The organism is Lacipirellula limnantheis (assembly GCF_007746075.1).
GTDB classification, from domain to species: domain Bacteria; phylum Planctomycetota; class Planctomycetia; order Pirellulales; family Lacipirellulaceae; genus Lacipirellula; species Lacipirellula limnantheis.
This window is the reverse complement of the sequence record NZ_CP036339.1, coordinates 866506-889735: the sequence shown is the minus strand read 5'-3', so window position 1 is coordinate 889735 and position 23230 is coordinate 866506. Positions and strand designations below refer to the sequence as shown.

General features: G+C 61.5%; 21 protein-coding genes and 1 pseudogene. 9 read left to right on the top strand and 13 right to left on the bottom strand.

Annotated features, from left to right (window positions below):
* Positions 1–781 precede the first annotated feature (781 nt).
* The 6 genes from I41_RS03440 to I41_RS03410 all read right to left on the bottom strand — a co-directional run bounded on the left by I41_RS03440 (position 782) and on the right by I41_RS03410 (position 9335).
* On the bottom strand, positions 782–1255 hold the full coding sequence (locus tag I41_RS03440) for a hypothetical protein (RefSeq protein ID WP_145430920.1): 474 nt from the start codon (positions 1253–1255) through the stop codon (positions 782–784).
* 34 nt (positions 1256–1289) lie between these two features.
* Complete coding sequence (locus tag I41_RS03435) at positions 1290–3398, bottom strand: NACHT domain-containing protein (RefSeq protein WP_145430918.1); 2109 nt, start codon at positions 3396–3398, stop codon at positions 1290–1292.
* A gap of 262 nt (positions 3399–3660) precedes the next feature.
* A protein-coding gene (locus I41_RS03430; RefSeq protein WP_391524828.1) for an IS3 family transposase occupies positions 3661–4759 on the bottom strand; the annotation gives its coding sequence in 2 pieces (ribosomal slippage) (positions 3661–4471 and positions 4470–4759; 1101 coding nt in all).
* Between the two features lie 50 nt (positions 4760–4809).
* A complete protein-coding gene (locus I41_RS03425; protein ID WP_145430914.1) occupies positions 4810–5313 on the bottom strand; it encodes a metallophosphoesterase family protein in 504 nt (167 codons plus the stop codon).
* A 1305-nt stretch (positions 5314–6618) separates the two neighbouring features.
* On the bottom strand, positions 6619–7995 hold the full coding sequence (locus I41_RS03420; protein ID WP_168206652.1) for a hypothetical protein: 1377 nt from the start codon (positions 7993–7995) through the stop codon (positions 6619–6621).
* A gap of 71 nt (positions 7996–8066) precedes the next feature.
* Positions 8067–9335, bottom strand: coding sequence for an exo-alpha-sialidase (locus I41_RS03410; protein WP_145430910.1), 1269 nt, complete (start codon positions 9333–9335; stop codon positions 8067–8069).
* Between the two features lie 112 nt (positions 9336–9447).
* Between I41_RS03410 and I41_RS03405 the strand changes: the two genes are divergently transcribed.
* The gene (locus tag I41_RS03405; protein WP_145430908.1) at positions 9448–9843 is read left to right on the top strand and encodes a hypothetical protein; all 396 of its coding nucleotides are present in this window, start codon (positions 9448–9450) and stop codon (positions 9841–9843) included.
* Positions 9844–10102: 259 nt separating this feature from the next.
* A complete protein-coding gene (locus I41_RS03400) occupies positions 10103–10297 on the top strand; it encodes a hypothetical protein (protein ID WP_145430906.1) in 195 nt (64 codons plus the stop codon).
* A 60-nt stretch (positions 10298–10357) separates the two neighbouring features.
* Here the strand turns inward: I41_RS03400 and I41_RS03395 are convergent, their stop codons facing one another.
* Positions 10358–10786, bottom strand: a complete 429-nt coding sequence (locus tag I41_RS03395) for an RrF2 family transcriptional regulator (protein ID WP_145430904.1) — start codon at positions 10784–10786, stop codon at positions 10358–10360.
* A 215-nt stretch (positions 10787–11001) separates the two neighbouring features.
* On the opposite strand from I41_RS03395, the gene hmpA reads away from it, so the two are divergent.
* Together hmpA and I41_RS03385 are read left to right on the top strand one after the other, a co-directional pair.
* A complete protein-coding gene (gene hmpA, locus I41_RS03390) occupies positions 11002–12264 on the top strand; it encodes an NO-inducible flavohemoprotein (protein ID WP_145430902.1) in 1263 nt (420 codons plus the stop codon).
* 84 nt (positions 12265–12348) lie between these two features.
* A complete protein-coding gene (locus tag I41_RS03385) occupies positions 12349–13110 on the top strand; it encodes a copper homeostasis protein CutC (RefSeq protein ID WP_168206651.1) in 762 nt (253 codons plus the stop codon).
* Between the two features lie 68 nt (positions 13111–13178).
* Here I41_RS03385 and I41_RS03380 read toward each other — a convergent pair whose 3' ends face one another.
* Positions 13179–13556 (bottom strand): response regulator, encoded by a 378-nt coding sequence (locus I41_RS03380; protein ID WP_145430898.1) that lies wholly within the window; start codon positions 13554–13556, stop codon positions 13179–13181.
* Positions 13557–13836: 280 nt separating this feature from the next.
* The gene (locus I41_RS03375) at positions 13837–14112 is read right to left on the bottom strand and encodes a GlsB/YeaQ/YmgE family stress response membrane protein (RefSeq protein ID WP_145430896.1); all 276 of its coding nucleotides are present in this window, start codon (positions 14110–14112) and stop codon (positions 13837–13839) included.
* 238 nt (positions 14113–14350) lie between these two features.
* On the opposite strand from I41_RS03375, the gene I41_RS03370 reads away from it, so the two are divergent.
* Positions 14351–14518, top strand: a complete 168-nt coding sequence (locus I41_RS03370; RefSeq protein ID WP_145430894.1) for a DUF1328 domain-containing protein — start codon at positions 14351–14353, stop codon at positions 14516–14518.
* Between the two features lie 100 nt (positions 14519–14618).
* On the opposite strand, the gene I41_RS03365 is transcribed toward I41_RS03370, so the two are convergent.
* On the bottom strand, positions 14619–16166 hold the full coding sequence (locus tag I41_RS03365) for an N-acyl-D-amino-acid deacylase family protein (protein WP_168206650.1): 1548 nt from the start codon (positions 16164–16166) through the stop codon (positions 14619–14621).
* A gap of 213 nt (positions 16167–16379) precedes the next feature.
* On the opposite strand from I41_RS03365, the gene trpB reads away from it, so the two are divergent.
* The 3 genes from trpB (at position 16380) to I41_RS03350 (ending at position 19865) form a co-directional block, all read left to right on the top strand.
* Complete coding sequence (gene trpB / locus I41_RS03360; RefSeq protein ID WP_210421194.1) at positions 16380–17606, top strand: tryptophan synthase subunit beta; 1227 nt, start codon at positions 16380–16382, stop codon at positions 17604–17606.
* A gap of 551 nt (positions 17607–18157) precedes the next feature.
* Entirely contained in the window at positions 18158–18958 is an 801-nt protein-coding gene (gene trpA, locus I41_RS03355; RefSeq protein WP_145430888.1) for a tryptophan synthase subunit alpha, read from the top strand.
* A gap of 367 nt (positions 18959–19325) precedes the next feature.
* Positions 19326–19865 carry a hypothetical protein gene (locus I41_RS03350; protein ID WP_145430886.1) on the top strand — a complete coding sequence of 180 codons (540 nt, stop codon included), beginning with the start codon at positions 19326–19328 and terminating at the stop codon, positions 19863–19865.
* 117 nt (positions 19866–19982) lie between these two features.
* On the opposite strand, the gene I41_RS03345 is transcribed toward I41_RS03350, so the two are convergent.
* Positions 19983–20768 (bottom strand): SGNH/GDSL hydrolase family protein, encoded by a 786-nt coding sequence (locus tag I41_RS03345; RefSeq protein WP_145430884.1) that lies wholly within the window; start codon positions 20766–20768, stop codon positions 19983–19985.
* Between the two features lie 106 nt (positions 20769–20874).
* On the opposite strand from I41_RS03345, the gene I41_RS03340 reads away from it, so the two are divergent.
* Entirely contained in the window at positions 20875–22146 is a 1272-nt protein-coding gene (locus I41_RS03340; protein WP_145430882.1) for a cysteine desulfurase-like protein, read from the top strand.
* Positions 22147–22186: 40 nt separating this feature from the next.
* Here I41_RS03340 and I41_RS27905 read toward each other — a convergent pair whose 3' ends face one another.
* Both I41_RS27905 and I41_RS27900 read right to left on the bottom strand, forming a co-directional pair.
* Complete coding sequence (locus tag I41_RS27905; RefSeq protein ID WP_246133907.1) at positions 22187–22486, bottom strand: dockerin type I domain-containing protein; 300 nt, start codon at positions 22484–22486, stop codon at positions 22187–22189.
* A gap of 48 nt (positions 22487–22534) precedes the next feature.
* Positions 22535–23158: pseudogene (locus I41_RS27900) on the bottom strand (glycoside hydrolase family 25 protein); the annotation flags it as partial.
* Positions 23159–23230 lie beyond the last annotated feature (72 nt).

The following is a 23230-nucleotide window of genomic DNA, read 5'->3' as shown; positions in this document are numbered from 1 at the left end:
ATTTCTTGCCGTTGTGGGAGGGGTCTCCGACCCCGAGGCGGCGTGAAGCAGCGATGGCGGCTCGGAATGGAATGCGGAATCGGCGTCGGAGACGCCTCCCACAAAGTGAGCACTCTCGCCAGCGACAGCCGTCAGGTGCGGCGCGGGGGCGGGCAGGGGACGAGCCTCTCCCGGCGGATGACGCGTCGGCGCAGCGGTGGCGCAGCATGTGGACATGCGACCACTATAGAGGGCGGGGTGGCCATTTTCTAGATGGGAGTTGATGGAATTTTCGCGGGGCGCCAGTCGCCGCGGCGAGTGGGCAGCGGGGACGCGTTCTCCATTCACTACGGGCGGGTGGACCCTCTGTCCTTCAGGCGGCTTGCGGGCCAATCGTTAGCGAAGCCCTAGCGGCACTTCAGCACTGTCGACACGCCAGTCGACCGAGATCGGCGTCGGCGACGCCTTCCACAGGCGGCTCTCGTTACCCAGCGGTTGATGGTGACGCGTGCGCAGCATGATGGCCTCCGCCGCGGCGGTCGCGGGAGTTGCTACGAATGGAATGAGAACCAATGTTCACGCTAGCGGTCTGAGTGGCCACTTTCAAGATGGTAGTTGGCAGATTGTTGAGGAGCGTCAACGCTACCGATGAGCGTCGCTGGCGGCGGCGAGTGCGTGATGCCGAGGGAGCGTGCCGGCGGGGATGTGCTCATGGCCTTGGCCGGTCACTCAGAAAACTGAACCAGCGGACGGTTCATGTGCTCGCTGCGACACTGGCGGGATGCAGAGTACGCTCGCAATTTTATTGCAGACGCTTCAGTCCCGGGTCAAATGACGCCTTTGGAATGTCTATTTTTAGTTTCTTGCATAATTCTTGCTTCACCTGCATTCTTACGTCGTAGAGGTAAAGATTGTCGAGTACTAAAACTCGCACTAGGCTTTGCGTAAAGTATTCTCCCTCAAGATCGTCGTGGAGGGCGATCGCCTTATTCTTAGGCGTGCTACGACTTGCCTCTAAAGCTATGGCGAGATCGACAACCCTGCTAGCTTTCGAACTGTCATCGTTCAATAGCTTTGCAAATGTTGGACTTAGCAATTCTAAACCAACCGACTCCGCAATATGCTTTATGAGTTGAAAAACGACAAACAACGCAACGGTAAATACAACCGTGCAGGCTTGTTCCCTAGCTTTTTCTTCTATTTTGCTCGCGTTATGTGATTTCTTGTACTCGGAAACTTTTTCTTCCAGTATCTCGCGAAATACCTGGTAAAACATAGTGACAACTCTTGGCGTATCTTCCTGGCTAAATTTAGAAAATCCGTAACAAGTCGTCGTCCAAGAAGGCAAATCTGCTCAACCGTTTGCTGCTTGTCGGTCGCTTCGATTGCTCCAGCTTCATTCCGCAAAACTTGGCCAAGGATCTGCATGGTTTTGCGAGCGGCCCGCAGCCATCTCGCTGGATTTCCGCTTCACTATTCTTAGCTTTCGGTGAAGGATGCGTAGTTATTCCCCGGCCATCGTGCATCCGCGGCTCGCGTTCAACAATTGCTTCGTCCTTTGCTTCAAGTCGATCTCTGCGATTCTGATCAGCCGGAGTCGATGGAAGCTCCAGCTGGAAGGTCTTCGGATTTAGTTGATCAAGAAATTGCACGTCTTCTGTAAGATTACATGGAGCCAACGAGCCCAGTAGCACTCCAGCTGCGGCCTTCATTTCACTTAACACGATCGGATCACCGCAGAGATGAGCTAAGAACACGACAGTGTTCGCTGATTCGTCGTGAAATAGCTGGCCACAAAGCTCGCGGATCGTTGATCTAACCTCCTCCTGGTGAACGTGCCGGTTCAAATACCACGCCAAAAAGAAACAATAGCTGTATTTGGCGCGAAACGCGATTATTCCATCCTCATCTCGCAGAAGTCCCGTGTTTACCAAATCCTCAATCGTCGCTTTGTAGTCAAGCTCAAGATCGTACAGGTCGCAATAGCTCTGGTGCAGCGATTTCATTTCCTCGGCATCGAGGGTCGGCTGTCTTTTGTTGTAGAGTTCTTTGGCAAAATGCGATAAGTAGGTGTACTTTGTTTTGATGTCTACTGAAGTTACCTTTGAGCGAGCAAGGGCTGCTGTAATTACTGCATTATAAAGATGCCCATAGGAGCCGTTCTTCGCAGCTACTTCGTCGGTTACATAGACCTGCCGCAAAAGCACGAGGAGAATCCAAGGATGATGAGGTATCGCATTGGTCTTCAGGGTATGTTCGAGAACTCTGCATACTCGATCAATCTCCTCTCGGAGCGAGGTGCCCTCATCTCGTGAATCTGACGATAGGCTGAGCCACTTTGATGCCAAGGCTTCAATTCGCAGGTGTCCAAACTCGCAGATAGAGAATCGTTGAAATCCCGCCATAGCCGCCGCGGCGTCTGAACTACCGTCAAAACTGTCAGCTATAGCATCCTCCGAAACAAGTAGGATTACGCAACCAAAGCTTTCTTTGAAGAACTTTATCGCCGAGGTTAGTTGCTCGGACTCGATTGGTGATGTATCAAAATCATCAATGATTAGGACTTTTCTCGCCGCATCTAATTGTTCGAAATTCTCCGCCGCCAATTTCGCATATTGTGATTTTACGGCTCGTTCAAAGGATTTTCTCAACGACGGCAGATTCTCTAGGCTTTTTAGGTTGCGGCCATTCAGCAATAGGGGAAGTTTTCCCGAGTGATGTAAATCCCTGAAGAGAGTTTTTGCTAAACTGGATTTACCACTACTTTCCGCGCCGCTTATCAGCACGTAGTTCGCAGTCAATATAGTTTCACGCGCGTCTTCAGCGCGAACCCTCTTCCATTCCGAATGCGCCGCGATATCTCCGAAATCACGTAAGTCGGGGTATGTAAAGCAATCTGATAGACTGATTGCACGTCCCGCGGAGTCGACTATCGGCAATTCTGCGTCATCAACGAATTGCTCAAACGAGGTACTCAGGCGGAAGTGCTTATCAATTCGATGACGACTGTTGAGCTCGCGATCAGCGAATTGATCAAGCCTCTTGTAAAAAGTACCCTCCCAGTTGAATGTGCAACTGCTAATCTTCGGGCTGCCGCCTAGCTCTATTTTTAGCACATTAAAGCTTGAATTCTGTGGATGCTTCAACTCCTGCAGTGCTCCACCTTCTACATGAACGACGCTAATCTGCTTGCCATAGTTGGTTTCGGAAATCAGCGGAGAATGCTCATGGCTCGTAATAACTATATCTACAAGCGATTCCAACAATTGCTTCAGTGGTCGCATCGCCTCAGGTTGCTTGAACCAATTGAATGGGTGATGGATTACCCCGACTGAAATAGTGGATTCGCTATCGAAAGAGGTGGCGATTGCGTCTAGTGGGAAAAGTAGGGTGCCCGGGCGCTCATTTCTCACTGACATCCACGCGCTGTTGATTAGATGGAAGCGAATGATCTCGCTGCCAATGCCGTAATCAACCGCGCGATAGAACGGCGCCGCGTCAGGTGGACCCCAATCGTTGGACAGAATCTGGGGTTGAATAAGGTGGGGAGCGGCCCGCGAGAGCCCTCAAAGCTCTCGCGCGGCCGCATCCGTTACTTCCAAGCATTGGGTTCCGTTTGAGTTTCCAATTCTCTCGCGCGATTCGTCGTTGAGCTTCATCGGCCCAGCGCCTCCTGCGGCTTCAGTTCCGCTGGGCGTACACCACGGCGGGGGTCCGGTAGCCGAGGGCTTGGTGCGGGCGCTCGGTCGCATAAAACCGGAAGTACGCCCCCAGTCGCTCTTCGGCCTCCCAGCCGTCGGCGTAGTCGTGCAAGTAGACTTCCTCGTACTTGACGCTTCGCCACAGTCGTTCGATGAACACGTTGTCCAAGGCGCGCCCTCGGCCATCCATGCTGATTGCGATCCCGCGGCGCTCCAATCGCTCGGTGAACGCCGCGGCCGTGAACTGGCAGCCCTGATCGCTGTTGAAGATCTCCGGCGTCGCAAGCTGCAGCGCCTCCTCCAGCGCCTCGATGCAAAAGTCGCCCGTGAGCGTGTTCGACAACCGCCATGCCAGCACGTGTCGACTGAACCAGTCCATGATCGCCGTCAGGTACAAGAAGCCGCGTCGCAACGGGATGTACGTGATGTCCGTGCTCCACGCCTGATCGGGCCGCACGATCGCCACGTTCCGCAGCAGATACGGGTAAATCTTGTGCCCGACCCCTGGCCAGGTCGTCCGCCGACGCGGGTAAATCGCCTCGATCCCCATCTGCCGCATCAACCGTTGCACGCGCTTGCGATTGACTCCCAACAAGTCCGCCATCCGCCGGCTGCCGTAGAACGGCGTCGCCAGATACTGCTCGTCGATCCGCCGCATCAAGGCGAGGTTCTCCGCGCTCGCGCCGACCGCCCGGTAGTACGCCGTCGATCGCGGCAACGCCAGCAGCTCGCACTGCCGAGAGAGCGTCAACTGCGGGTGATTCGACTGGAGACATCCCCGTCGAGCCTCAATCGAGTTGGGCAGATTTTTTTTTCAACCACTCGACCTCCATCTTCAGCCGGCCGATCTGCTCGTAGAGTTCCTGCTCGTCCGCCGAGACGTCGTCCGGCTTCCGTCCCCGCCGGTCCTCGAACAAGCTCGCCGCCCCCGACAACAGCAGCTTCTTCCAAGCCGTCACCTGACCGGCATGGACCTCGTACTCGCTCGCCAACTGGGCCGTCGTCTTGTCCCCACGACACGCCGCCAAAGCCACCTTCGCCTTGAACGACGCTCCGAAACTTCGTCGCTTCCTCGACACGTCACGAACTCCTGATAGGCGCCACCCCAGCGGGGGGATTCACCACCTTATCAAGCTGTCCAGGTTTCGGGGTCCACTTCAGCGGCCGTTAGGCTTTCATTAGGGGCAGATATTGTTTCACTAAACGCGAAGTATGCAGATTGTGGCTGAATGGCCGCATGAACGATTGAGTTCGCTGGTGGGTCCGTGGATGAGTTAATTAGGCCTATAGCAGCGTCGCGAAGCGCCTGATCGCCCGACAAATCACAATCATGATTTCCAGGAACAGCCAAAATCTTGAGGTCAGGGCGTTTTTGCAGTATTGAGTCGCGCAAACGCGTCACCCAAGTAAATGCTTCATCGAATTCGTCCGAATATCCGTGATCGGCAATGTCGCCAGAGAGTAGCAAGATAATAGTGTCATCTGGAGCGCTCTCAGCGATGGCAACTTCTGCGATGTTGCCAGTGCGTGCCAACACGGAGTTGTTAGAGGCATTAAAATGGATGTCATTGAGCTGACAAACGATTATGGCCATTACCTGCTCCAGATAAATCCAACCGCCGATGAGAGCCATGAATATAGGATTGCTACTGATTCATACAAGTCTAGGCGCGAAATGGTAGTTAAAATACTAGGGGAGTGTCTTTCATAGGCTTCGTAGGGTGGGTGCTTCCGCACCCACCTTTAACGCATCGAGTATGTGACGGCCGGCGGCGATTTTCATGTGGCGTGGTTCAAGCCGCTTGCCGATGGGGTCGGGCGGTGGGCTGCTTGCCGGGCGTGGCGGGTGCGAGTACCCGCCCTACGGCCTCGCCTCCCTAGCCGCAGGGCGGCGACATCGCTTCGCCGTGGCGTCAGCCCACGGTTGCCGTTCCGCTCGCAGGATGAGAGCCGCGCAGCGGCGGCACGATCCGTCACGGCGCCATTGCGTTAGCGCCGCTGCGCGGCTCAGGCTCATGACGCCGTCATTCGTCCGTGGGCTCACGCCCACGGCTAAAGGATGGCGCCGCATTGCGGCTGGGCGGCGGTCGGCGGGTGGCATGCCGTCGCGTAGCGTCGACATGCTTTGGTGGCAATTGGACTCGTTCGCGGGTTCGCCCTCATCCCCAGCCCTGCTCCCGCGGGGAGAAGGGGGCGGATTTGCACGCGGCGTGCGGACGATTGCGGGTGGGCGATTGCTTTTGGCAAGTTCTGCTCCTCTTTCGATAAATACGACTCCTTTGGTTTTAATAACATCCTGCACCCCTCTAACATGGGGAGAGGGGCTGGGGGTGAGGGAGTGACGTTCCGCGGCGGGTGGCCTGCGCGCCATTGGCAACTGGAAGACATTGATATTCCCAGGCTCTTCACGACATCCGCATGCTCACGCCTGGGACGAGAGCCTGGCGTCCGGCGTGATTTTCAGCCCCTGGCTCCGCCAGGGGGTCGGTTGCCATTTCGGATGGCGTCGTCCCGCGTGGTGCTACCTCCCGGCGGAGAAGCTTATTCAATTGCCATCATCCATCGCATTTACCACAGAGTACACAGAGGCCACAGAGAAGACGAGAAAGAGCTAATATCCCAACTCTTCCTCTGTGATCTCTGTGTGCTCTGTGGTTAAGGCGTTCAGCGTCAAGCTTTTCGAGAATGCGATCAGTTTAATAAGCTTCGGAGCCGGGGGCTGAAATAGGGAAGCCTCATCGCTACGCGCGGGCGGGCAACACGTCTTCGCGGAGCGTCGACATGCTGGGGCGGCGGGTGGGCTCGATCGGGGACTGGCCCTCATCCCCGGGCCTTCTCGCCGGGAGAGAAGTGAGCAGGTGGTGATGCGGCGTTGAGAAGGCTTGCTGGCGCGGCAGGCTGTTGCGGGGCGCGCTGGCGGTTTGATGGTGACGGGCCGTTACTCGGCTTGCAGCGCTGCGCGGATTGCGGCGAGCAGCCGCGGTTCGCTGCCGGGAGCGACCCACCACCAGTCGCCGAGGTTCGAGTCGTGCTCGGCGATGTGCTGCTCGGTGGGGATGTAGCCGGTGGCGCCTTCGCCGTAGCCGGCGACGCAGACGAACGAGTCTTGTTTCAAGCGCTGCGCGGCGAGTTGGTACTCGACGTACGATTCGCCGGGCAGCACCAGCAGCTGGGCGACTTGGAAGTCGAGCGTGGGGAGGTCGATCGCGTGGCCGGCGTCGGCGCGGCGGCGCCAGCTGAGGCCCATCGCGGCGAGGCATTGCTGGAAGTGGTTCTGCTCGGCGCCGAGCTTTTGCTCCAAGTCGGCGACCGTGAAGCCGGGGCCGTCGCGGGGTTCGAGGCGGAGCGGCGTGACGCGGTACTTGTAGCTGGCGACGGGATGGCGGACGGTGGCCTCCCACGCGGCAGCCATCGCGGCGTGGAGGCGGCTGGCCAGCGCGGCGCGGTTGGCGCGCTCGCCGTTGTTAAACTTGCCGGCCGTGACGTTGCCGCTGCATCCGGAGGCGTAGATCTGCTTTACGGCGGGGAGATCGGCCTGGCGCTGGCGGCGGGCGAGGCCGGGGAAGTCGGCCGAGACTTCGCCCTGGCCGTAGTAGCTCATCGGGTGAACGGCATAGAAGCTGACGGCGCACAGAGGTTGATCGTTGTTCCAAAAGCTGAGGGTTTTTAGCCACGGATCGATGGCGCCGGCGTCGGCGGCGACCGCGATTGGGTCGGTGGTGCGGCTGCCGCGATCGAAGTGGATGACGCCATCGGGAGTGACGTAGCGGCGATTCGACGCGACCTGCGCGACCTCGGCCTGGCCAGTGCCAATGTGGGTGAGCGGCTGCGCGGACTTAAGCGACGTGCGGACGGCTTTGGCGACGCCTTGCACGGCACGCTCGTGAAAATCGAGATCGCAGACTGTGCCGGCGAGGCTTCGCTCGCGCAGCAGGCGTTCGGCGGCGAGGTCGGCGACGGGGGCGTCGTGCTGATGGACGGCGGTGACCATGACGCGATCGGGAGTCGTCTCGGCGGCGACGGCGACGAGGGCTTTCCAGCGATCGAGGGCTTCGTTGCGGATTTCGCACCAGTCGACAGAGACGAACACAACTGGCGGTTGATCGCCGCCGAGGAGGACGAAGCCGTTGGCTTCGAGGGGATCGGCGACGCTGGTGGAGCGCCAGAGGCCGCCCATCATGCCGTGGCCGAGGGGAACGGTGACGTCGGCGGTGAAGGTGGCGAGGCGGAGGGGCGCGGCTGATTGCGCGACGGCTGCTGATGACGTCAGTAGCATCAGCAGCGCGACTTCAACTAGACATCCCCAGATTCGCATTGTTCACGACTCGCTTGAGTGGCTAGATTCTGCGCTGCGCTCAGGATGACAGGTACTGGGTGAAATGCGATTCAAGGAAACGGCGTGAGTTGATTCGGCTTGGACCAGAGGATGCGGGCGACGTAGGTGGCGCCCTTGGCGCCGCGCTGGCGCGCGGCCTCGTCCCAGACGCCTTCGGAGACCGTGATCCATGACTCGTTGGCATCGATGGCGGCGGCGCCGAAGTTGCCGAACTCGCCGCCGCGTTCGGGGATGACGACCCGTTCGGTGCGGCGAAGCACTTGCAGCGTGGCGGGATCGACCTCGGCCATGAAGAGCGGGGCGCGATGGCGGATGATGTGGTCGTTGTTGGCGCCGCGGCGGGTGTAGACGAGGAACAGGCCGTCGCTGTGGGCGAGCCAGTGCTGCTGCGTGTTGTAGCTGCCGAGCTCGGCGCCGTCGTCGAAGGTCCAAGGGCGCATCGGCTCGAAATTGAGTCCATCATCGCTGGAACTGACGTAGCCGCGCTGGTCGTTGCGCATTGTCAGGAAGTAGCGGCCAGCGAAGAAAATGAGCGAGGGTTCGACGAGTCCGCGTTCGACATTGAGATCGAACTCCGTCCCATGGCGAACGTAGCGAAGCTGCCGGCCGTCGAAGGCGCACTCGACGACGGCGACGGACCAGGGCCCCGCGGCGCTGGGGCCGAAGTAGATCGGCAGGAGCAGCGCGCCGTCGGGTCGCACGAGCCACTGGGCGCAGGCATTGCGGGCGAGTTCGAATTTGGGGTCGGGCGGCATGTCGAGGATCTGCCAGCCGGACCATGCGCCGGTCCGCGGATCGTGGACGGCGTAGGCAGTTTGATGTTGACGCGGCGGCAATCCGCTGATGAGTTGTGCGCCCTTTGGCGAATAAGGGACCTGGCAACCGATAGCGAGCAGCCGCTGCGACGGAGCATGCCAGCCGGGAGTGACGTCGGCGACGGCGAGGGTGACGTCGTTTGGCGCGGGGCGCCAGGCGAGTTCAGGGATGGCGGCGGGCCCTTTCCAGGGGCCGTCGACAGTGGGGCGATGCATCGCGAAGAGGCCGGAATAGTAATCGTCGACGTGTAGATGCCGCTGGAGCGTCATCACTACGGCGGGGCCGACGTTGCCGGCATTGCCAGCGCTGGGAACGGCGGCGGCGCGCGGGTGGTACCAGAGGAAGTTGCCGTCGTCGTGCTGTAGCGCGGTTTCGAGGCGGATGTCGTAGGCGAGCTCGTCGTCGGCGGCGGAGGCGAGCGGATTGACCGCGAGGAGTAGAGCGGCGAGCGCGCAGCCCATGACGCCAGAGTGAAGCTGCCCGTTGCGGAGTGATCGATGCATCGCAGCGCCTCGAAGAAGGTTGGGTCCACGATAGCTGACGGCGCGCGGAAAGTCACGTTTGCGGGGCGGGCCGCCTCGCGAACCTCGCAGGCGAGCGGTCTGTCTGCTCGACATGGGCCGTTGCTCCAACACTTCTGAAATCGCAGCGCAGCGCGCTGCGAGCTCGCTCGCGAAGGCGCTGGCGCCGGAGGAAATCCGTCGCGGGGACTTTGTGACGCCGCTGTTCGTCGTCAGCGAATGGCCGTCGTGGTTCTGGTGCGACGACGACGCGCTCCACCCGCGCGACGAGCTCGTGCGCATCCGCAGCACGCCGTGCGACGAGGCGTCGCCGCTGGAGGTGATTGGCGTTTGCCTGCCGTTCTTGCTGGTGGAAACGCCGCAGCGTGAAGGCCGGACGCTGGATATTCGACGGGTCCGTCTGGCCCGGCTAGATCGCAAGTTTGCCCGGCAGACGCGGCGCGCGTTGCGGCGGCGAGAAAAGCGTCGGCAATCGAAGGCGAAGAAATAGTCCGCGTCGGTCGGCGCCGTTGGCGAACTTTAGCGGTTCTCGCCCTTGGTCGCGGTTTTCTGCACCTTTCCTGCAGATTGGCTGACTGGCGTACGCTGTGAGAGTTCGCTGCGCAACGACGATGTGGCCGGCGCGGCGAGCACACGCTTCCTATGGCTCGAAGTGATTGGCGGACAGGAATATCCGCTAACTGGCATGCCGCGTGCATGGTTCCGAGAAGCCAGCCGAGGAAGGCTGCTGTCGGCGAAAGGAGGGAGCCATGCGTGCCTTGCTGATGCTAGCGATGATTGCGAGCTGCGGCGACCTACTGGGTTGCAAAACGGCGGAGATCGCCGTCGACCATCAGCTGACTGGCATTCACGTGGTCGCGAAGTTCGAGGGGAAGGACGAGGTCGTGGCGAGCGACGACGGCGAGTTGCGCGTCGGCGAACGGCGCGACTTCGTGACGCGGTGACGATGCGCGACCGTGTGCGCGTTGCCCTGGCGGTTCGTTGAGCCGGCCTTCTTCGACTCTTTATTTGAGGCCGATGTCACAGAGCGGGATAATCTTGCTCTTGGAGTTGACGAGCTGTGCGAGCGTCACCCGGCCGAGACTTTCCTCGGCGTAGGCGTAGACGCGGTCGAGTTCCTTGTGCAGCGGGCAGAGCTTGGTGTGCGAGGGAAGACCGAGCGGGCAGTGAGTGATTCGCTCAAGCGGCGCGACGGCCGTGACAACGGCGAGGATCGTCACCTTGTCGGGCGTGACGGCCAGTGAATAGCCGCCGCCTGGGCCGGGTTGGGAGCGCACCAGTCCCGCACGCGCCAGATCTTGCAGGACTTTGTGCAAATAACGGCGCGGCACTTTGGTCACTTCGGCCAGTTGATCGGCCGCCGCGGGACGGGCGGGTTCGCTGGCAAGCCAGACGGCGGCGCGGAGGGCGTATTCGGCTGTTTTGGAGAGCATTGCTGGAGAATGACTGAATGACGAATGGGGGAGCGCTCCGCGGCGCGTTGCGGCTACCCACTTTTATCTTACGGAATCCGTCGTGGAACCGGCGGGGAAATTTTTGCCCTACGAATATCTGCACCTTGACGTGTAGTATTGGCGAGCTAAGATTCGGCTGAGCCGGCCGGCGACTAGTGCGTGATTTGATCGTTCCACCAACGCAGTAGGTTGCCATGCTCACCGACCAGACCATTCGTATCGTGAAAGAGACTGCGCCCGCGGTCGCCGCGCATGCGGAGGCGATCACGCGTCGTTTCTATGCGCTGATGTTCGAAGGCCATCCCGAGGTGAAGGCTTACTTCAATCAGGCTCACCAACACTCGGGGGGCCAGCAGCGCGCCTTGGCTGGCGCCATTTGCGCCTACGCGGCGAATATCGATAATCTCGGCGCGCTGGGGCCGGCCGTCGAGTTGATCGCCCAGAAGCATTGCTCGCTCGGCATTCAGGCGGAGCACTATCCGATCGTCGGCAAATACTTGCTGCTGGCGATCGTCGATATTCTTGGAGACGCTGCCACCGAAGAGGCGCTGGCCGCATGGGGCGAGGCCTACCAGTTTCTCGCCAAGATCTTCATCGATCGCGAACAGGCCATCTACGACGAGCAGGCGGCCCTCCCTGGCGGCTGGAACGGCTATCGCCTCTTCCGCGTTGACCGCAAGGTCGAGGAAAGCGACGTGGTGACGTCGCTCTACCTGAAGCCTGCTGACGGCGGACTGCTGCCGACGTTCAAGCCCGGACAATACATCACCGTGCGGGTCGATCATCCGACGACGCCGACGTCGCCGCGAAACTACAGCCTCTCGGATCGGCCGGGACGCGACTACTATCGCATCAGCGTGAAGCGCGAGGCGGGTTTAACCGACGACGTCCCCGGCGGATTGATCTCGAACTACCTGCACGACGAGATCGACGTGGGCGACACGCTGGAAGTCGGGCCGCCGTGCGGCGAGTTCACGCTCGACGTCGATCAAGTCGGCGAGCGCCCGGTCGTGCTCCTTTCCGGCGGCATTGGCATCACGCCGCTGCTGTCGATGTTGCATGCGCTAGCGGAAGAGGAAGTTGCCGCGCCGATCTACTTCCTGCACGCCGCGCGAAACAGCCGAGTCCATTCCCACGTCGATGAGGTGCGGCAACTCGCGGCGGACCGCGACAAACTTGCGACGCACGTCGTCTACGATCAGCCGTTGGAAGATGACCTGGTCAATGGTCATTGCGACGGCGACGGCGTGTTCGATGCCGCGCGACTCCGATCATTGCTGCCGACCACCGACGCGGCGTTCTACTTTTGCGGACCGAAAGGGTTCATGACCAACGTCGCGCGGGATCTGAGGGACTGGGGCGTTGACGAGGCCGATCTCCACTTCGAGTTCTTCGGGCCCAAGGCGGACTTGGCGCCCGCGGCCGCCGACCTGGCTCCGGTCGGGGCGGGAAGCTAAAGGGTTGCAGACGCGGTATACTAGGCCGGCGCCAATTGCCGACGTGCGGCAGTCGGCTTCCTTGCTCCATCGATGCCGACGAAGATGTCTCTACCGCCGAAGATCATGCTTGAAGTCTGCGTAGGCTCGGTTGCCGACGCGAGTGCGGCCATCGCCGCGGGCGCCGACCGCCTGGAACTGTGCGCGGGGTTGGAACTGGGAGGACTGACGCCGTCGCTGGGACTCGTCGAGACCGTGCTGGCGATGAGCAGCCTGCCGGTCATTGCCATGCTGCGTCCGCGGGCCGGGGGATTCCACTACAACCACGCCGAGTTCGAGGCCATGTTGCGCGACGCCGATCGGTTCTTGGCAGCCGGCGTCGCGGGGGTGGCGTTCGGCATTCTCGATCATTTGGGACGAATCGACGAGGGACGCTCGCGCGAAGTGGTCGAGCGCGTCGGCACGCGCGAGGCGGTGTTTCATCGCGCGTTCGATTTCGTCGCCGACCAGTTTGCGGCGCTCGATGTGCTCGCCGGCATCGGTGCGACCAGAATCCTGACGAGCGGCGGACAGCCGACGGCGCTGGCGGGCGCCTCGCAACTCCGCGAGCTCGCAACTCGCGCAGGCGGGCGACTCCAGCTGATGGCAGGGGGCGGGATCACCGCGACGAACGTGGCCGAGGTATTGGCGACCGCGGGCGTGTGCCAAGTTCACATCGGGGCCTCGGGCCCGGCGGACGATCAGTCACTCTCCGTAGACGCGCCGATCAACCTGTGCGACCAACGCTTTTTCCATGGCGTGGCGTATCGAGCGGTGATCCAGGAGAATGTCGTGGCCACGGCGACGGCACTGCGCGGCGCGAACTGACCGGAGTGAATGGTGCTGGGAGAAGGGCACGGCGTATAGGCTCGCGCCCCTCCACCGTCAGGCGGTCGTCACGGTCGACAGAGCGCCACTCGAATGGCCTCGCGCAGCTTGTCGATGGTCGCTGGCTTCATCACCCGGGTCACGACTGGTTCGTGTTCGACGACGACCTCTCGGACGTCGGGATGGCCTGAGACGAGGACCGCGGGAATGCCGCGCTCGGCCAGTTCCTCTGCTGCCGTCAGTCCATCCATCACCGGCATGTCGAGATCAACAATGGCGAGGTCGACGTCGTGCGCCGCGCAGGCCTCGAGCAACTCGGCGCCATCCGCGGCAGCGTAGACCACATTGTGACCAAGGAGGGTCAGGAGCCTGGTCATGGAGATGCGCAGATCGGGTTCGTCGTCGGCCAGCGCGATCCTGACCGGACCAGGATTGTTGTCAGTCATTCGTCCCGGTTGCCCCGCCTACGCAGCCCAATCAACGAAAAGTCAACAATACGAGTGTGGACAGTCTCTGCCGCTTGGGGGTTGGAGGCATTTATCGTGCCGCAGGCGCTCTAGCGTCCCTCGAACTCTGGCTGAACAACTACGGCGGATTGCGATCGCTCGTTGAGGCCCAATGTTGTTTCGGAGTCCTCTCAGGAAATGATCGCCGCCTCCTCTTGCTGCATGTGGGTTTGCCGCGGCGCGTCTCAAAGCGGTGCGAACGCGGCATCCGCCGGGCCACTCAACCAACGCGTTTGCCCCCCATCGCGGTGGCTCCCCAGACGACGATGAGGGCGCCGACGATCGACATGATCCAGCCGGCGCCTTGGAAGGCGCCGCCGTCAGGGCGATAGCCGAGGGCCCAGGCGATGAGACCGCCAACGATCGAGCCGCCGATGCCGAGCGCGATGGTATTGGTGACGCCGATCTTCTGCTTGCCTGGATAGAGGGCTCGGGCCAGGAGACCGATGACGAGGCCGAAGACGATCCACGAGATAATGGCGCCGATGGTGCCCATGACATTTCCCTTTTGCTCGATTAGAGACCAATTGCCTGCTTGATTCGCTCTCAGCGATCGCGGGACGCCCAATGCAAACTGCGGGCCAGGACTGGTTATTCCGATTAACGGGCCGTACGCCGCTACGGCACGCAGCTTGCGTATGTTGCCTGGCGACAGCTACGCTCAGCGCGAATTCGGGCCGACTCCCGACGCTACAGCGGCGAAAGCACTTACACGGCACGTCCCGGAGGCAGTCATGTTACGTTGGGCACTTCTTTTTCTGATTGTGGCGCTCGTAGCTGGGGCGTTGAGCCTTGGCGCGGTAGCTGGCACGGCGGCCTGGATTGCGAAGGTCTTGTTTGTGGTGTTCATCGTCCTGTTTTTGGTGAGTTTGGTGGCTGGTCGTCGACCGCCCGTTGTATAGCTCGCTAGCATTCGAAAACGCCCCGCAGGGCGAAGTTGCCGCTAAAGTCGCGTCACCCGCGCGACTTGGCGGTAGCTTCGCCCTTTATCATTTTGGCGAGTCACGGCGGCAGGCGGGATGCATGGCGCAGCGCTCGACCGGAAAGCGACTTGGTCGGTACGCCGTTCTTCACCGCCGGGACGCCGTTGACGATGACCAGCGGGATGCCCAGCGGCGGCTCGAAGGGCCGATCGAAAGTCGCGCCATCGATAATCTCTTGCGGGCTAAACGCGACCACATCGGCGAACTGCCCGGCCCGCAAATAGCCGCGATCACTGAAGCCGAGAATGTCGGCGGGCAGGCCGGTGGCGCTGCGAACGGCCTGTTCCAGCGGCAGGACTTTCTCCCGCACGGCGTAGAGGCCGATCTTCCGCGGGAACGTGCCGAAGCTGCGGGGGTGGACCATGTCGCCGCTGGGTGCTTTGACGGAACCGTCGGACGCCGTGGCGACCCAGGGGCGCTGCATCACGAAGCGGACGTCTTCTTCGGTCATGCCAAAGTTGATGGCGGCCGGGCTGCCGTCGCGGAGGAGTTCGATCGCCACGTCGATTTGGGGACGGTTCTCGGCAGCGGCAATTTCGTGGATCGCCTTGCCGGTGTACTCGGGCTTTGGCTTGTACGATACGATGCGGACGTGGGGGCGCTCGTCGAGCGCGGTCTGCAGGGCAGGGCGAATTTTCTCAAGTTGAACTGGATCAGCCAGGCGCGCCATGGTCGCTTCGCGACCACCCTCGCGAGCCCAATCGGGGAGCAACATCGCTTCGAGCGACGTGCTGCTGGCCGTGTAGGGATATTGGTCGGCGGTCACTTTTTGGCCGGCGGACTGCGCATCTTCGACGAGCTTTGCTGCAGCGCGAACCATCCCCCAATACGGTTTGCCGGAGGCCTTGAAATGAGAGATATGAACGGGCGTCTTCGCGCGGCGGCCAATCTCGATCGCTTCGCTCACGGCGTCGAGCAGGGCGCTGTCCTCGCTGCGAATGTGGCTGGCGTAGATGCCGCCATGTCGGCCGACGACTTCGGTCATGGCCGCGAGTTCATCAATCTTCGCATAAGCGCCCGGAATATAGATGAGGCCCGTGGCCATCCCCCAGGCTCCGGCGCGCATGCCGCGGTCGACGAGGTCCTGCATCTTCGCGATTTCTTCCGGCGTCGGATCGACTTGGCGTCGTTCCAAGACGATCGCCCGCGTTGAGCCATGAGGAATCAGGTGAGCGACGTTCGTCCCGGCGCCGTGAGCGTCGACGGCGGCGAGATACTTTTCGACGTCGACGGCGCCGCCCCCGCAGTTGCCGGTGACGAGCGTTGTGCAGCCCTGGCGGATGTAATTTTCAGCGGTGCGCGTCTCGTCGGCGACAATCGATTCGTCGCTGTGGTTGTGGAGGTCGATGAACCCGGGGGCGAGGATCAGGCCGGTGCAATCGATCGTTTCCCCGATCTTTCCAGGGACGATTTCGCCGACGGCGACAATTCGGTCGCCAGCGATCGCCACGTCGCCGGGACGGGCGGGCGAACCTGTGCCGTCGAGGATCTGTCCCCCGCGGAGGAGGAGATCGGCGTCGACCTCGCCGGGGCTTTGGGCCTGGACTCGGATCGTGGCGACGGCCATGGCGAGTGCTGCCGCGGCGACGCAGCATCCGATCGGCCAAACTGTGCGAAAGTTGAGTTTATGCCGTGAATCAGCCTGCCGATTCATCGTCGTGGCGTCTCCAGCCCCAAGAACTGTGATCTAGTGCGCCGCTGCCTCGGTCCCCCGCCTTGCTAGATCGTCGGCGTCCATCGACAATCGGGGATTGGAGGAATTTCAACGGTGAGCACCAATATAGCAAGCAGCGCTGAAAAGCGCGACGCCGCGGCGGCCGTCCCCGACAAACAGGGGCGGTTTGGCAGCTTCGGCGGTCGGTATGTCCCGGAAACCTTGGTCTACGCCCTCGACCAGCTCGAGGCGGAGTACGCGAAGGCGTGCGCCGACCCGGCGTTCAAGGCCGAACTCGAAGATCTGCTCAAGCACTTCGTGGGGCGGCCATCGCCCTTCTACCATGCGAAGCGGCTGAGCGAGCAGGTCGGCGGGGCCCAGATCTGGCTTAAGCGGGAAGACCTGAACCATACGGGCGCCCACAAGATCAACAACACGATCGGCCAGGCGCTGCTGACCCTGCGGATGGGGAAGACCCGCGTCATCGCCGAGACGGGGGCCGGGCAGCATGGAGTCGCCACCGCGACGGCGTGCGCCCACTTCGGCCTGCCGTGCGTCGTCTACATGGGCGAGGAAGATATCCGTCGCCAGGCGCCGAACGTCTTCTCGATGAAGCTGCTCGGCGCCGAAGTGCGGCCCGTCACCAGCGGCAGCCGCACGCTGCGCGATGCGGTGAACGAGGCGATGCGCGACTGGATGTCGAGCGTTGGCGATACGCACTACATTCTCGGCTCGGTGGTGGGGCCGCATCCGTTTCCGCAGATTGTGCGTGACTTTCAATCTGTCATCGGCCGCGAGACGATCGAGCAGTCGATCGAGCGGATTGGTCGCTTGCCGAACATGGCGGTCGCCTGCGTCGGCGGCGGAAGCAACGCGGCGGGGATGTTCTATCCGTTCGTTGAGCACAAGGACGTCGAGCTCGTCGGCGTCGAAGCGGGCGGCCGCAGCAACGACCCGGGCCAACACGCGGCGCCGCTCACCTACGGCAAGCCAGGCGTGCTGCACGGGAGCTTTAGCTACGTGATGCAGGACGAGGATGGGCAGACGAGCGACGTCCACTCGATGTCGGCCGGCCTCGACTACCCCGGCGTCGGTCCCGAGCATAGCTACTGGAAAGATGCTGGCCGCGTGCGCTACACGAGTTGCCGCGACGACGAAGCGATGCGGGCGTTCGATGCGCTGGCGATGACCGAGGGAATCATGCCGGCCTTGGAGAGTTCGCACGCGATTGCCAAGGGGATGGAATTGGCGAAGGGGCGGGCGAAGGACGACGTCATCGTCGTCTGCTTGAGCGGGCGGGGGGATAAGGATGCGAGCGAGATTGCGCGGATTAAGGGCGTGAAGTTTGGGTGAACTGTTATGACTGAGATCACCGTTCAATTGTCGGATGAACTTTTCGCAATAGCGAAACAAGCTGCGCAATAGTGGGGCATTTCGATTCAGGAATTTATCCGTCAGTGCATTGAAGATGTTCTCGCGAGTGGAAAGCCGATTGGCGCCAACGCTGTAGCAGCGAATTCGGGCAATGCAACTGAGTGAAGCGATGGAACCCATATTCATACTCGCGGCATGCTCAATAATAGCGCCGTTCGCATGGTTGATCTCCGAGTTTCAGTCTCGAGTATGGCTCCGAATCATTTTGGGAATCGGAGCCATGGTCGGGGTTTTCGCCGCATCAAGTCTATTAGCTATTGGGCATCGGTTCGAATCGAACTCGTACTATAGTTTCACTAGCAAAGAGCTAATCGAATCAACAATCGACGGGTTACGAGGTGGCCAATCCGACAACGTGCTAAAAGAGCTTGAGGCGTTGAATAAACAGTACGCGCCAACATACGAGAATCGCGCTCAGTACCAAGAACTAGTCAATGAATACGCTAAAAGACTTAAGGACCAGCGCTCGAATGAGCTCGATTGACCAACTCTTCGCCAAGCTCCGCTCCGAAAATCGCAAGGCGCTCATGCCGTTCATTACGGCGGGCGATCCCGACGTCGCGTTCACTTCCGCCGTGCTGCAGGAACTAGTGAAGCGGGGCGCCCACATGTGCGAGGTCGGCATCCCCTACAGCGATCCGATCGCCGACGGGCCGGTGATTCAGGCGTCGTACACGCGGGCACTGGAGAAGAAGATCAAGCTGTGCGACATCCTGACGATGCTCGGCGAGACGACGCCGAAGCTGGCGGCGCCAGCGGTGACGATGGTCAGCTATGCGATCGTCTACCGCCATGGCGTCGAGAAGTACTGCGACGATGTTCGCGCGGCAGGCGTGGCGGGGCTGATCGTCCCCGACCTGCCGGTGGAGGAATCGCCGCAGTTGCTGAAGATCTGTTCGGCTCGCGAACTGAGTCTCATTCAACTCGTCACGCCGCTCACGCCCCGCGAGCGGGCAATCAGGATTTGTGAAACATCGACCGGGTTCGTCTACTACGTCTCGGTCGCGGGGATCACCGGCGAGCGGACGCAGCTGCCGCCCGAGCTGGCCGAGAATGTGGCGTGGCTGCGGCAGCAGACGAAGCTGCCGATCTGCATCGGCTTCGGCGTCAGCCAGCCTGAGCATGTGCGGCTGCTCGCCCCGGCGGCCGACGGGCTGATCGTCGGCTCGGCCATCGTCCGGCGGATCGCGACGGCGGCGGAACGGCCGCGCGAGGAAGTGCTGAAGGAAGTCGGCGACTATGTCGAGACGCTGATCAAGTCGCTTCCATAAGGCCAGCTGCGTGGCTGCGGTTACTCGTGACAAGCCAGAATGACGAAATCCGAATGTCGAATGAATTCCCCATTCGTCATTCGGATTTCGTCATTCGTCATTTGGCCGCCAGCCGATACCCACAATTGGCGGCGGAATCGCGCAGACTGGATTTGACCTGCGCGCGGCTGCGAAATTATAATTGAGCGGGTTGAGTCGACCGCACTGGAATGCGAGTTGCTCAATCCCGCCCTACATAGCGACCCACCATCCGGTGGTTGGGTCGTCCGCTTCTGTTCGACGCTCACCACCGGAGGCCGCCAGCGGATTACGGCGCCTGGGTCGCGGTACTGACACGTTCCGTTCTAGCCCGTTGGAGCGTCTGCCGATGACCGCTGATCAGCCCGATCGAAATGAACTGCTGCGCCGGTTCTTTGCCGGCGTTACCGAACACGCATTCGCGATCCGCATGGGAGTCGCCGACCCGCCGCTGGTGGATTACGTCGCCGAGCTGCTGGTGCGGTTCGTTCACAACGACGCGATCTACGGGTTGCGCACCCCGCGCGGCGATCGGCTGCTGCAAGTGGCCGATATGTTGGCGGAAGCGCAGGCGCGTCAGGGCTCCGCTCGCCGGCGGATGCACCGGCACATTGGCGACTTCACGCTGTTCTGGCTGGGCGTTTATCCCGAGATCGCCAAGCGGATGCGGCAGGGAAGGGCGGACAGCCTGATCGACTATTGCGATCAGGGGAAGAAGAACTACTACATTGCCAGCACGCTGCCGCCGGCCGCGGAAGAACCGGCCACCGATGCCGTGCTGCAGCGGTTGAGCGACAACTTTGAGCTTTGCGTTTATGGCCTGGGCGAAGTGCGACGGCAGTGGGAGCAGCGCGAAGGAGAGAGCGACGCGCCGTTGTTGTTTGGGTAGGAAACGCAGAGCATGTAGCCCCCGGCTCCGCCGCGGGGTGACGCAACGCGGGATAGCGCTTACCGGTAAGGTGACCGACCCCCTGGCGGAGCCAGGGGCTGAAAAGTGCGACGCGTTCTAGATGCCGCCGCCGTCGACGACGCGGCGCCAAGTGTGCGCCATGAGTGCAGCTCCGTCGTTCGAGGGATGGACGCCGTCGCCGGCCCAACGCTCTGGCGGCGCGATTTTCGACGCTTCGTCGAACATCGTCTGGAACGGCACAAAGATCGCCCCGGCCTGCTCGGCAACGCGTTTGGCGGCGGCGCGGTAGCCGTCGAACTTTGGGAACCACTCATCCTTGACCGCGCCGCAGCGCAACACGAACGGCTCGCAGACGACCAGCGTCACGTCCGGCAGCGCCTTCTTCGTCTGCGCGATCAGAGCGTGGTAGCCTTTCTCGTACTCCTCGGCCGTTCCCTTCTCGCCGCTGTCGAACGTTCGCCAAATGTCGTTGACGCCGATTAGGATGCTGAGCACGTTTGGCTTGAGGTCGATGCACTCTGCCTGCCAGCGTCCAGCCAAGTCGGGCACCTTGTTGCCGCTAATGCCGCGATTGAAGATCTTGATGCCGTCGCCGGGACGATCGACCAGCAGCTGCGACGCCGCGAGCCAGGCATAGCCGTTGCCGAGGGCCGGTTGTGAATTCGCGTCTCCGGCCGCCTCGCGACTACGGCCGGCGTCGGTAATCGAGTCGCCTTGGAAGAGGAGCGTGATGCCTGGTTTGAGCGGCGAACCGCCGCCGGTTTCCGCTGCCTGCGCTGTGCCGTGAAGCGTACGCGCGGCGGCGAGCGTCGCGGCGCCGATGGCGGCGAATTGACGGCGAGAAACGGCAGAGGAGGAGAGATTCGACTCGTCGTGCGGCATTGTTCCGACTCCAATGGTGATGAGACTGGCGACTGCCGATAGCGTAAGCCAAAAGCGAGCAGTAAACTAGCGCCGCTCCGACCTCTCTTGCTGGATGATCACGCCGATGAGTCGCTCCGCCGCCGCGCTACGCCCTACCGTTGCTACTGCGGGCCGGGATTCATTCCCCTCGACCGCTGAAATCCGCGCCCAATTCCCCGCTCTGGAGCGAAGGCACAATGGCCGCCCGGTCGCTTATTTCGACGGCCCGGGCGGCACGCAAACGCCCCGTGCCGTGGCCGAGGCGATGGTCGACTACCTCTACCATCACAACGCGAACACCCACTGGAACTACCCATCGAGCGCCGAGACCGACGCGATGCTCGCGCGAGCCCGGCAGGCGATGGCCGACTTTCTGAATGCGGCGCCGGACGAGATTTATTTCGGCGCGAACGCGACCACGCTGGCATTCCACACCTCGCGAGCGATCGGCATGACTCTCGCGCCGGGCGACGAGATCGTGGTCACGGAGCTCGATCATCACGCCAACGTCGGACCGTGGGAGGCGCTCGCCCGTGAGCGCGGCGTGACGCTGCGAGTGGTACGCATGAACGCGGCGTCAGGAACGCTCGACTGGGAAGACTTCGCAACGAAAGTGACGCCGCGGACGAAGCTCATCGCGATCGGCGCCGCGTCGAATGCGCTCGGCACGATCAACGACGTCACGCGCGCGGCGCTGCTGGCACGCAGCGTCGGCGCCCTGACGTTCGTCGACGCCGTCCATTTCGCTCATCATCAACTGGCGGACGTGAAGGCGATCGGCTGCGACTTTCTTACTTGCTCAGCGTACAAATTCTACGGGCCGCACGTCGGCGTGATGTATGCGCGCCGGGCTGTGCTCGAGTCGCTGCCCTACGCGAAGGTGGCGCCGGCGTCGAATCTCGCGCCCGAGCGGGCCGAGACGGGGACGCTCAACCACGAGGGCATCGCCGGCTCCGAAGCGGCGATCAACTTCATCACGTCGCTCGCCGGCGACGTCGGCGAGCGTCGCGAGCGGCTCCAGCGATCGTTCGACGAACTTCACGAGCGGAGCATGACACTGCTGGAACGCATGTGGAGGGGACTCGCCGCGATCGATGGCGTCACGCTCTATGGTCCGCAACCTGACGCTGCCAGGACCTCGACTCTTTCCTTCACCGTCGCCGGCGTCCCGTCGAGTGAAGCTGCCCGCCGTCTGGCGGAGCAGGGAGTCTTCGTCTCTCACGGCGATTTCTATGCGATGACGGTCGTCGAACGTCTCGGCCTGGCCCCTGAAGGCCTCATCCGCGCGGGGTGCGCCTGCTATACGACCGAAGAAGAAGTCGATCGTCTCGTCGCTGGCGTTCTTTCTCTCAACTAGCGAACGCAGTTCAGTGTGCAACGGTCGGCTTCGGCCGCGTCTAGCGGCGACGACGCACTAGCAAAGCTCCCGCGAATAAGGCCAACGTGGCGGCCGCAGGTTCGGGCACGGCGCCGCTTGCCAACATCACGCTCGCGGGAGCGAATCCGGCCTTCCAAATGTCGAGATCTGCCGCGTTCACCGCTTTGTCGCCGTTAGCGTCGCCCACGGCCAGCGATACGCCCGAGGTGCGTCCCAGATTTCGCTGCCAAATCAATAGATCGGCGCCATTGACGGCGCCATCGTCGTTGAAGTCGCCGGTCGGCGGCACGGCAAGGAACTCGGCGAGCAGCTCCTCCATCGTCCCTTGGTAAACGTTGCGATCGACGTTACCAGTGATGCCCGAAACGCTGCCTGAATCTGTGTACTGCCAAAAGTCCCATCCGTTCCAGACGCCGTCAATTGACGCGGGCGGAATGCTGGGCGGAGCGTAATTGTAGTTAGCGACCCATAAGTCGTACTGGTTAAGATTGGATTCGAGCAAGCTCGTCGCGAAGCTTGTGTTGCAGTAGATAATCGGTGCGAAGCCGAGGCGGCTCTCCACGACTCCAATAAAGTCGCGAACCCATTCGGAGATATAAGCTTTATTCGTGGCGAGGTTGGCCACGGTATTTGCGTAGGGCGTATTCTCAACGTCGAGCACCGGCCGTAAGAACCGGCCCGGCTGCGCATATTACGGGGCGATGGCGTCGACAAAGTCGTTCGCCTCGTCAATGGCGTCGTTTGGATTCGAGATGTTGCTGTTGATCCGCCCGAAGTGGTAAGGACTGATATAAACGCCTGCGGCGCTCGCGTTGGTCATGTTCTGCGTAAACTTGGCGTCGATGAAATCCACCCCTTCGGTCGCCTTGCAGAACGCAAACGGGACGCCAGCGTTCTTGACCGAAGTCCAATTGACATTCCCCTGGTAGTTCGAAACATCAATGCCGTTGATGTACTGGGCGTCGCAATTCGACGATGAGCTAAGCCCCATGGCTACGGCGAAGAATAGAGCCAGCCAACGCATCCAGTATGACTTTGGGCGATCTAGCGAATTGAGCATGCA

What these genes read in the sequence shown, in the direction of transcription:
- I41_RS03435 (WP_145430918.1), bottom strand. Translation starts at nt 3,398, where the DNA reads ATGTCAGTGAGAAATGAGCGCCCGGGCACCCTACTTTTCCCACTAGAC.
- I41_RS03420 (WP_168206652.1), bottom strand. Translation starts at nt 7,995, where the DNA reads ATGCGAATCTGGGGATGTCTAGTTGAAGTCGCGCTGCTGATGCTACTG.
- I41_RS03340 (WP_145430882.1), top strand. Translation starts at nt 20,875, where the DNA reads ATGAGTCGCTCCGCCGCCGCGCTACGCCCTACCGTTGCTACTGCGGGC.
- I41_RS03405 (WP_145430908.1), top strand. Translation starts at nt 9,448, where the DNA reads ATGGGCCGTTGCTCCAACACTTCTGAAATCGCAGCGCAGCGCGCTGCG.
- I41_RS03350 (WP_145430886.1), top strand. Translation starts at nt 19,326, where the DNA reads ATGACCGCTGATCAGCCCGATCGAAATGAACTGCTGCGCCGGTTCTTT.
- I41_RS03400 (WP_145430906.1), top strand. Translation starts at nt 10,103, where the DNA reads ATGCGTGCCTTGCTGATGCTAGCGATGATTGCGAGCTGCGGCGACCTA.
- I41_RS03345 (WP_145430884.1), bottom strand. Translation starts at nt 20,768, where the DNA reads ATGCCGCACGACGAGTCGAATCTCTCCTCCTCTGCCGTTTCTCGCCGT.
- I41_RS03425 (WP_145430914.1), bottom strand. Translation starts at nt 5,313, where the DNA reads ATGGCTCTCATCGGCGGTTGGATTTATCTGGAGCAGGTAATGGCCATA.
- I41_RS03410 (WP_145430910.1), bottom strand. Translation starts at nt 9,335, where the DNA reads ATGCATCGATCACTCCGCAACGGGCAGCTTCACTCTGGCGTCATGGGC.
- I41_RS03375 (WP_145430896.1), bottom strand. Translation starts at nt 14,112, where the DNA reads ATGGGCACCATCGGCGCCATTATCTCGTGGATCGTCTTCGGCCTCGTC.
- trpA (WP_145430888.1), top strand. Translation starts at nt 18,158, where the DNA reads ATGAGCTCGATTGACCAACTCTTCGCCAAGCTCCGCTCCGAAAATCGC.
- I41_RS03385 (WP_168206651.1), top strand. Translation starts at nt 12,349, where the DNA reads ATGTCTCTACCGCCGAAGATCATGCTTGAAGTCTGCGTAGGCTCGGTT.
- I41_RS03440 (WP_145430920.1), bottom strand. Translation starts at nt 1,255, where the DNA reads ATGTTTTACCAGGTATTTCGCGAGATACTGGAAGAAAAAGTTTCCGAG.
- I41_RS03365 (WP_168206650.1), bottom strand. Translation starts at nt 16,166, where the DNA reads ATGGCCGTCGCCACGATCCGAGTCCAGGCCCAAAGCCCCGGCGAGGTC.
- I41_RS03395 (WP_145430904.1), bottom strand. Translation starts at nt 10,786, where the DNA reads ATGCTCTCCAAAACAGCCGAATACGCCCTCCGCGCCGCCGTCTGGCTT.
- I41_RS03380 (WP_145430898.1), bottom strand. Translation starts at nt 13,556, where the DNA reads ATGACTGACAACAATCCTGGTCCGGTCAGGATCGCGCTGGCCGACGAC.
- I41_RS27905 (WP_246133907.1), bottom strand. Translation starts at nt 22,486, where the DNA reads ATGGAGGAGCTGCTCGCCGAGTTCCTTGCCGTGCCGCCGACCGGCGAC.
- hmpA (WP_145430902.1), top strand. Translation starts at nt 11,002, where the DNA reads ATGCTCACCGACCAGACCATTCGTATCGTGAAAGAGACTGCGCCCGCG.
- I41_RS03370 (WP_145430894.1), top strand. Translation starts at nt 14,351, where the DNA reads ATGTTACGTTGGGCACTTCTTTTTCTGATTGTGGCGCTCGTAGCTGGG.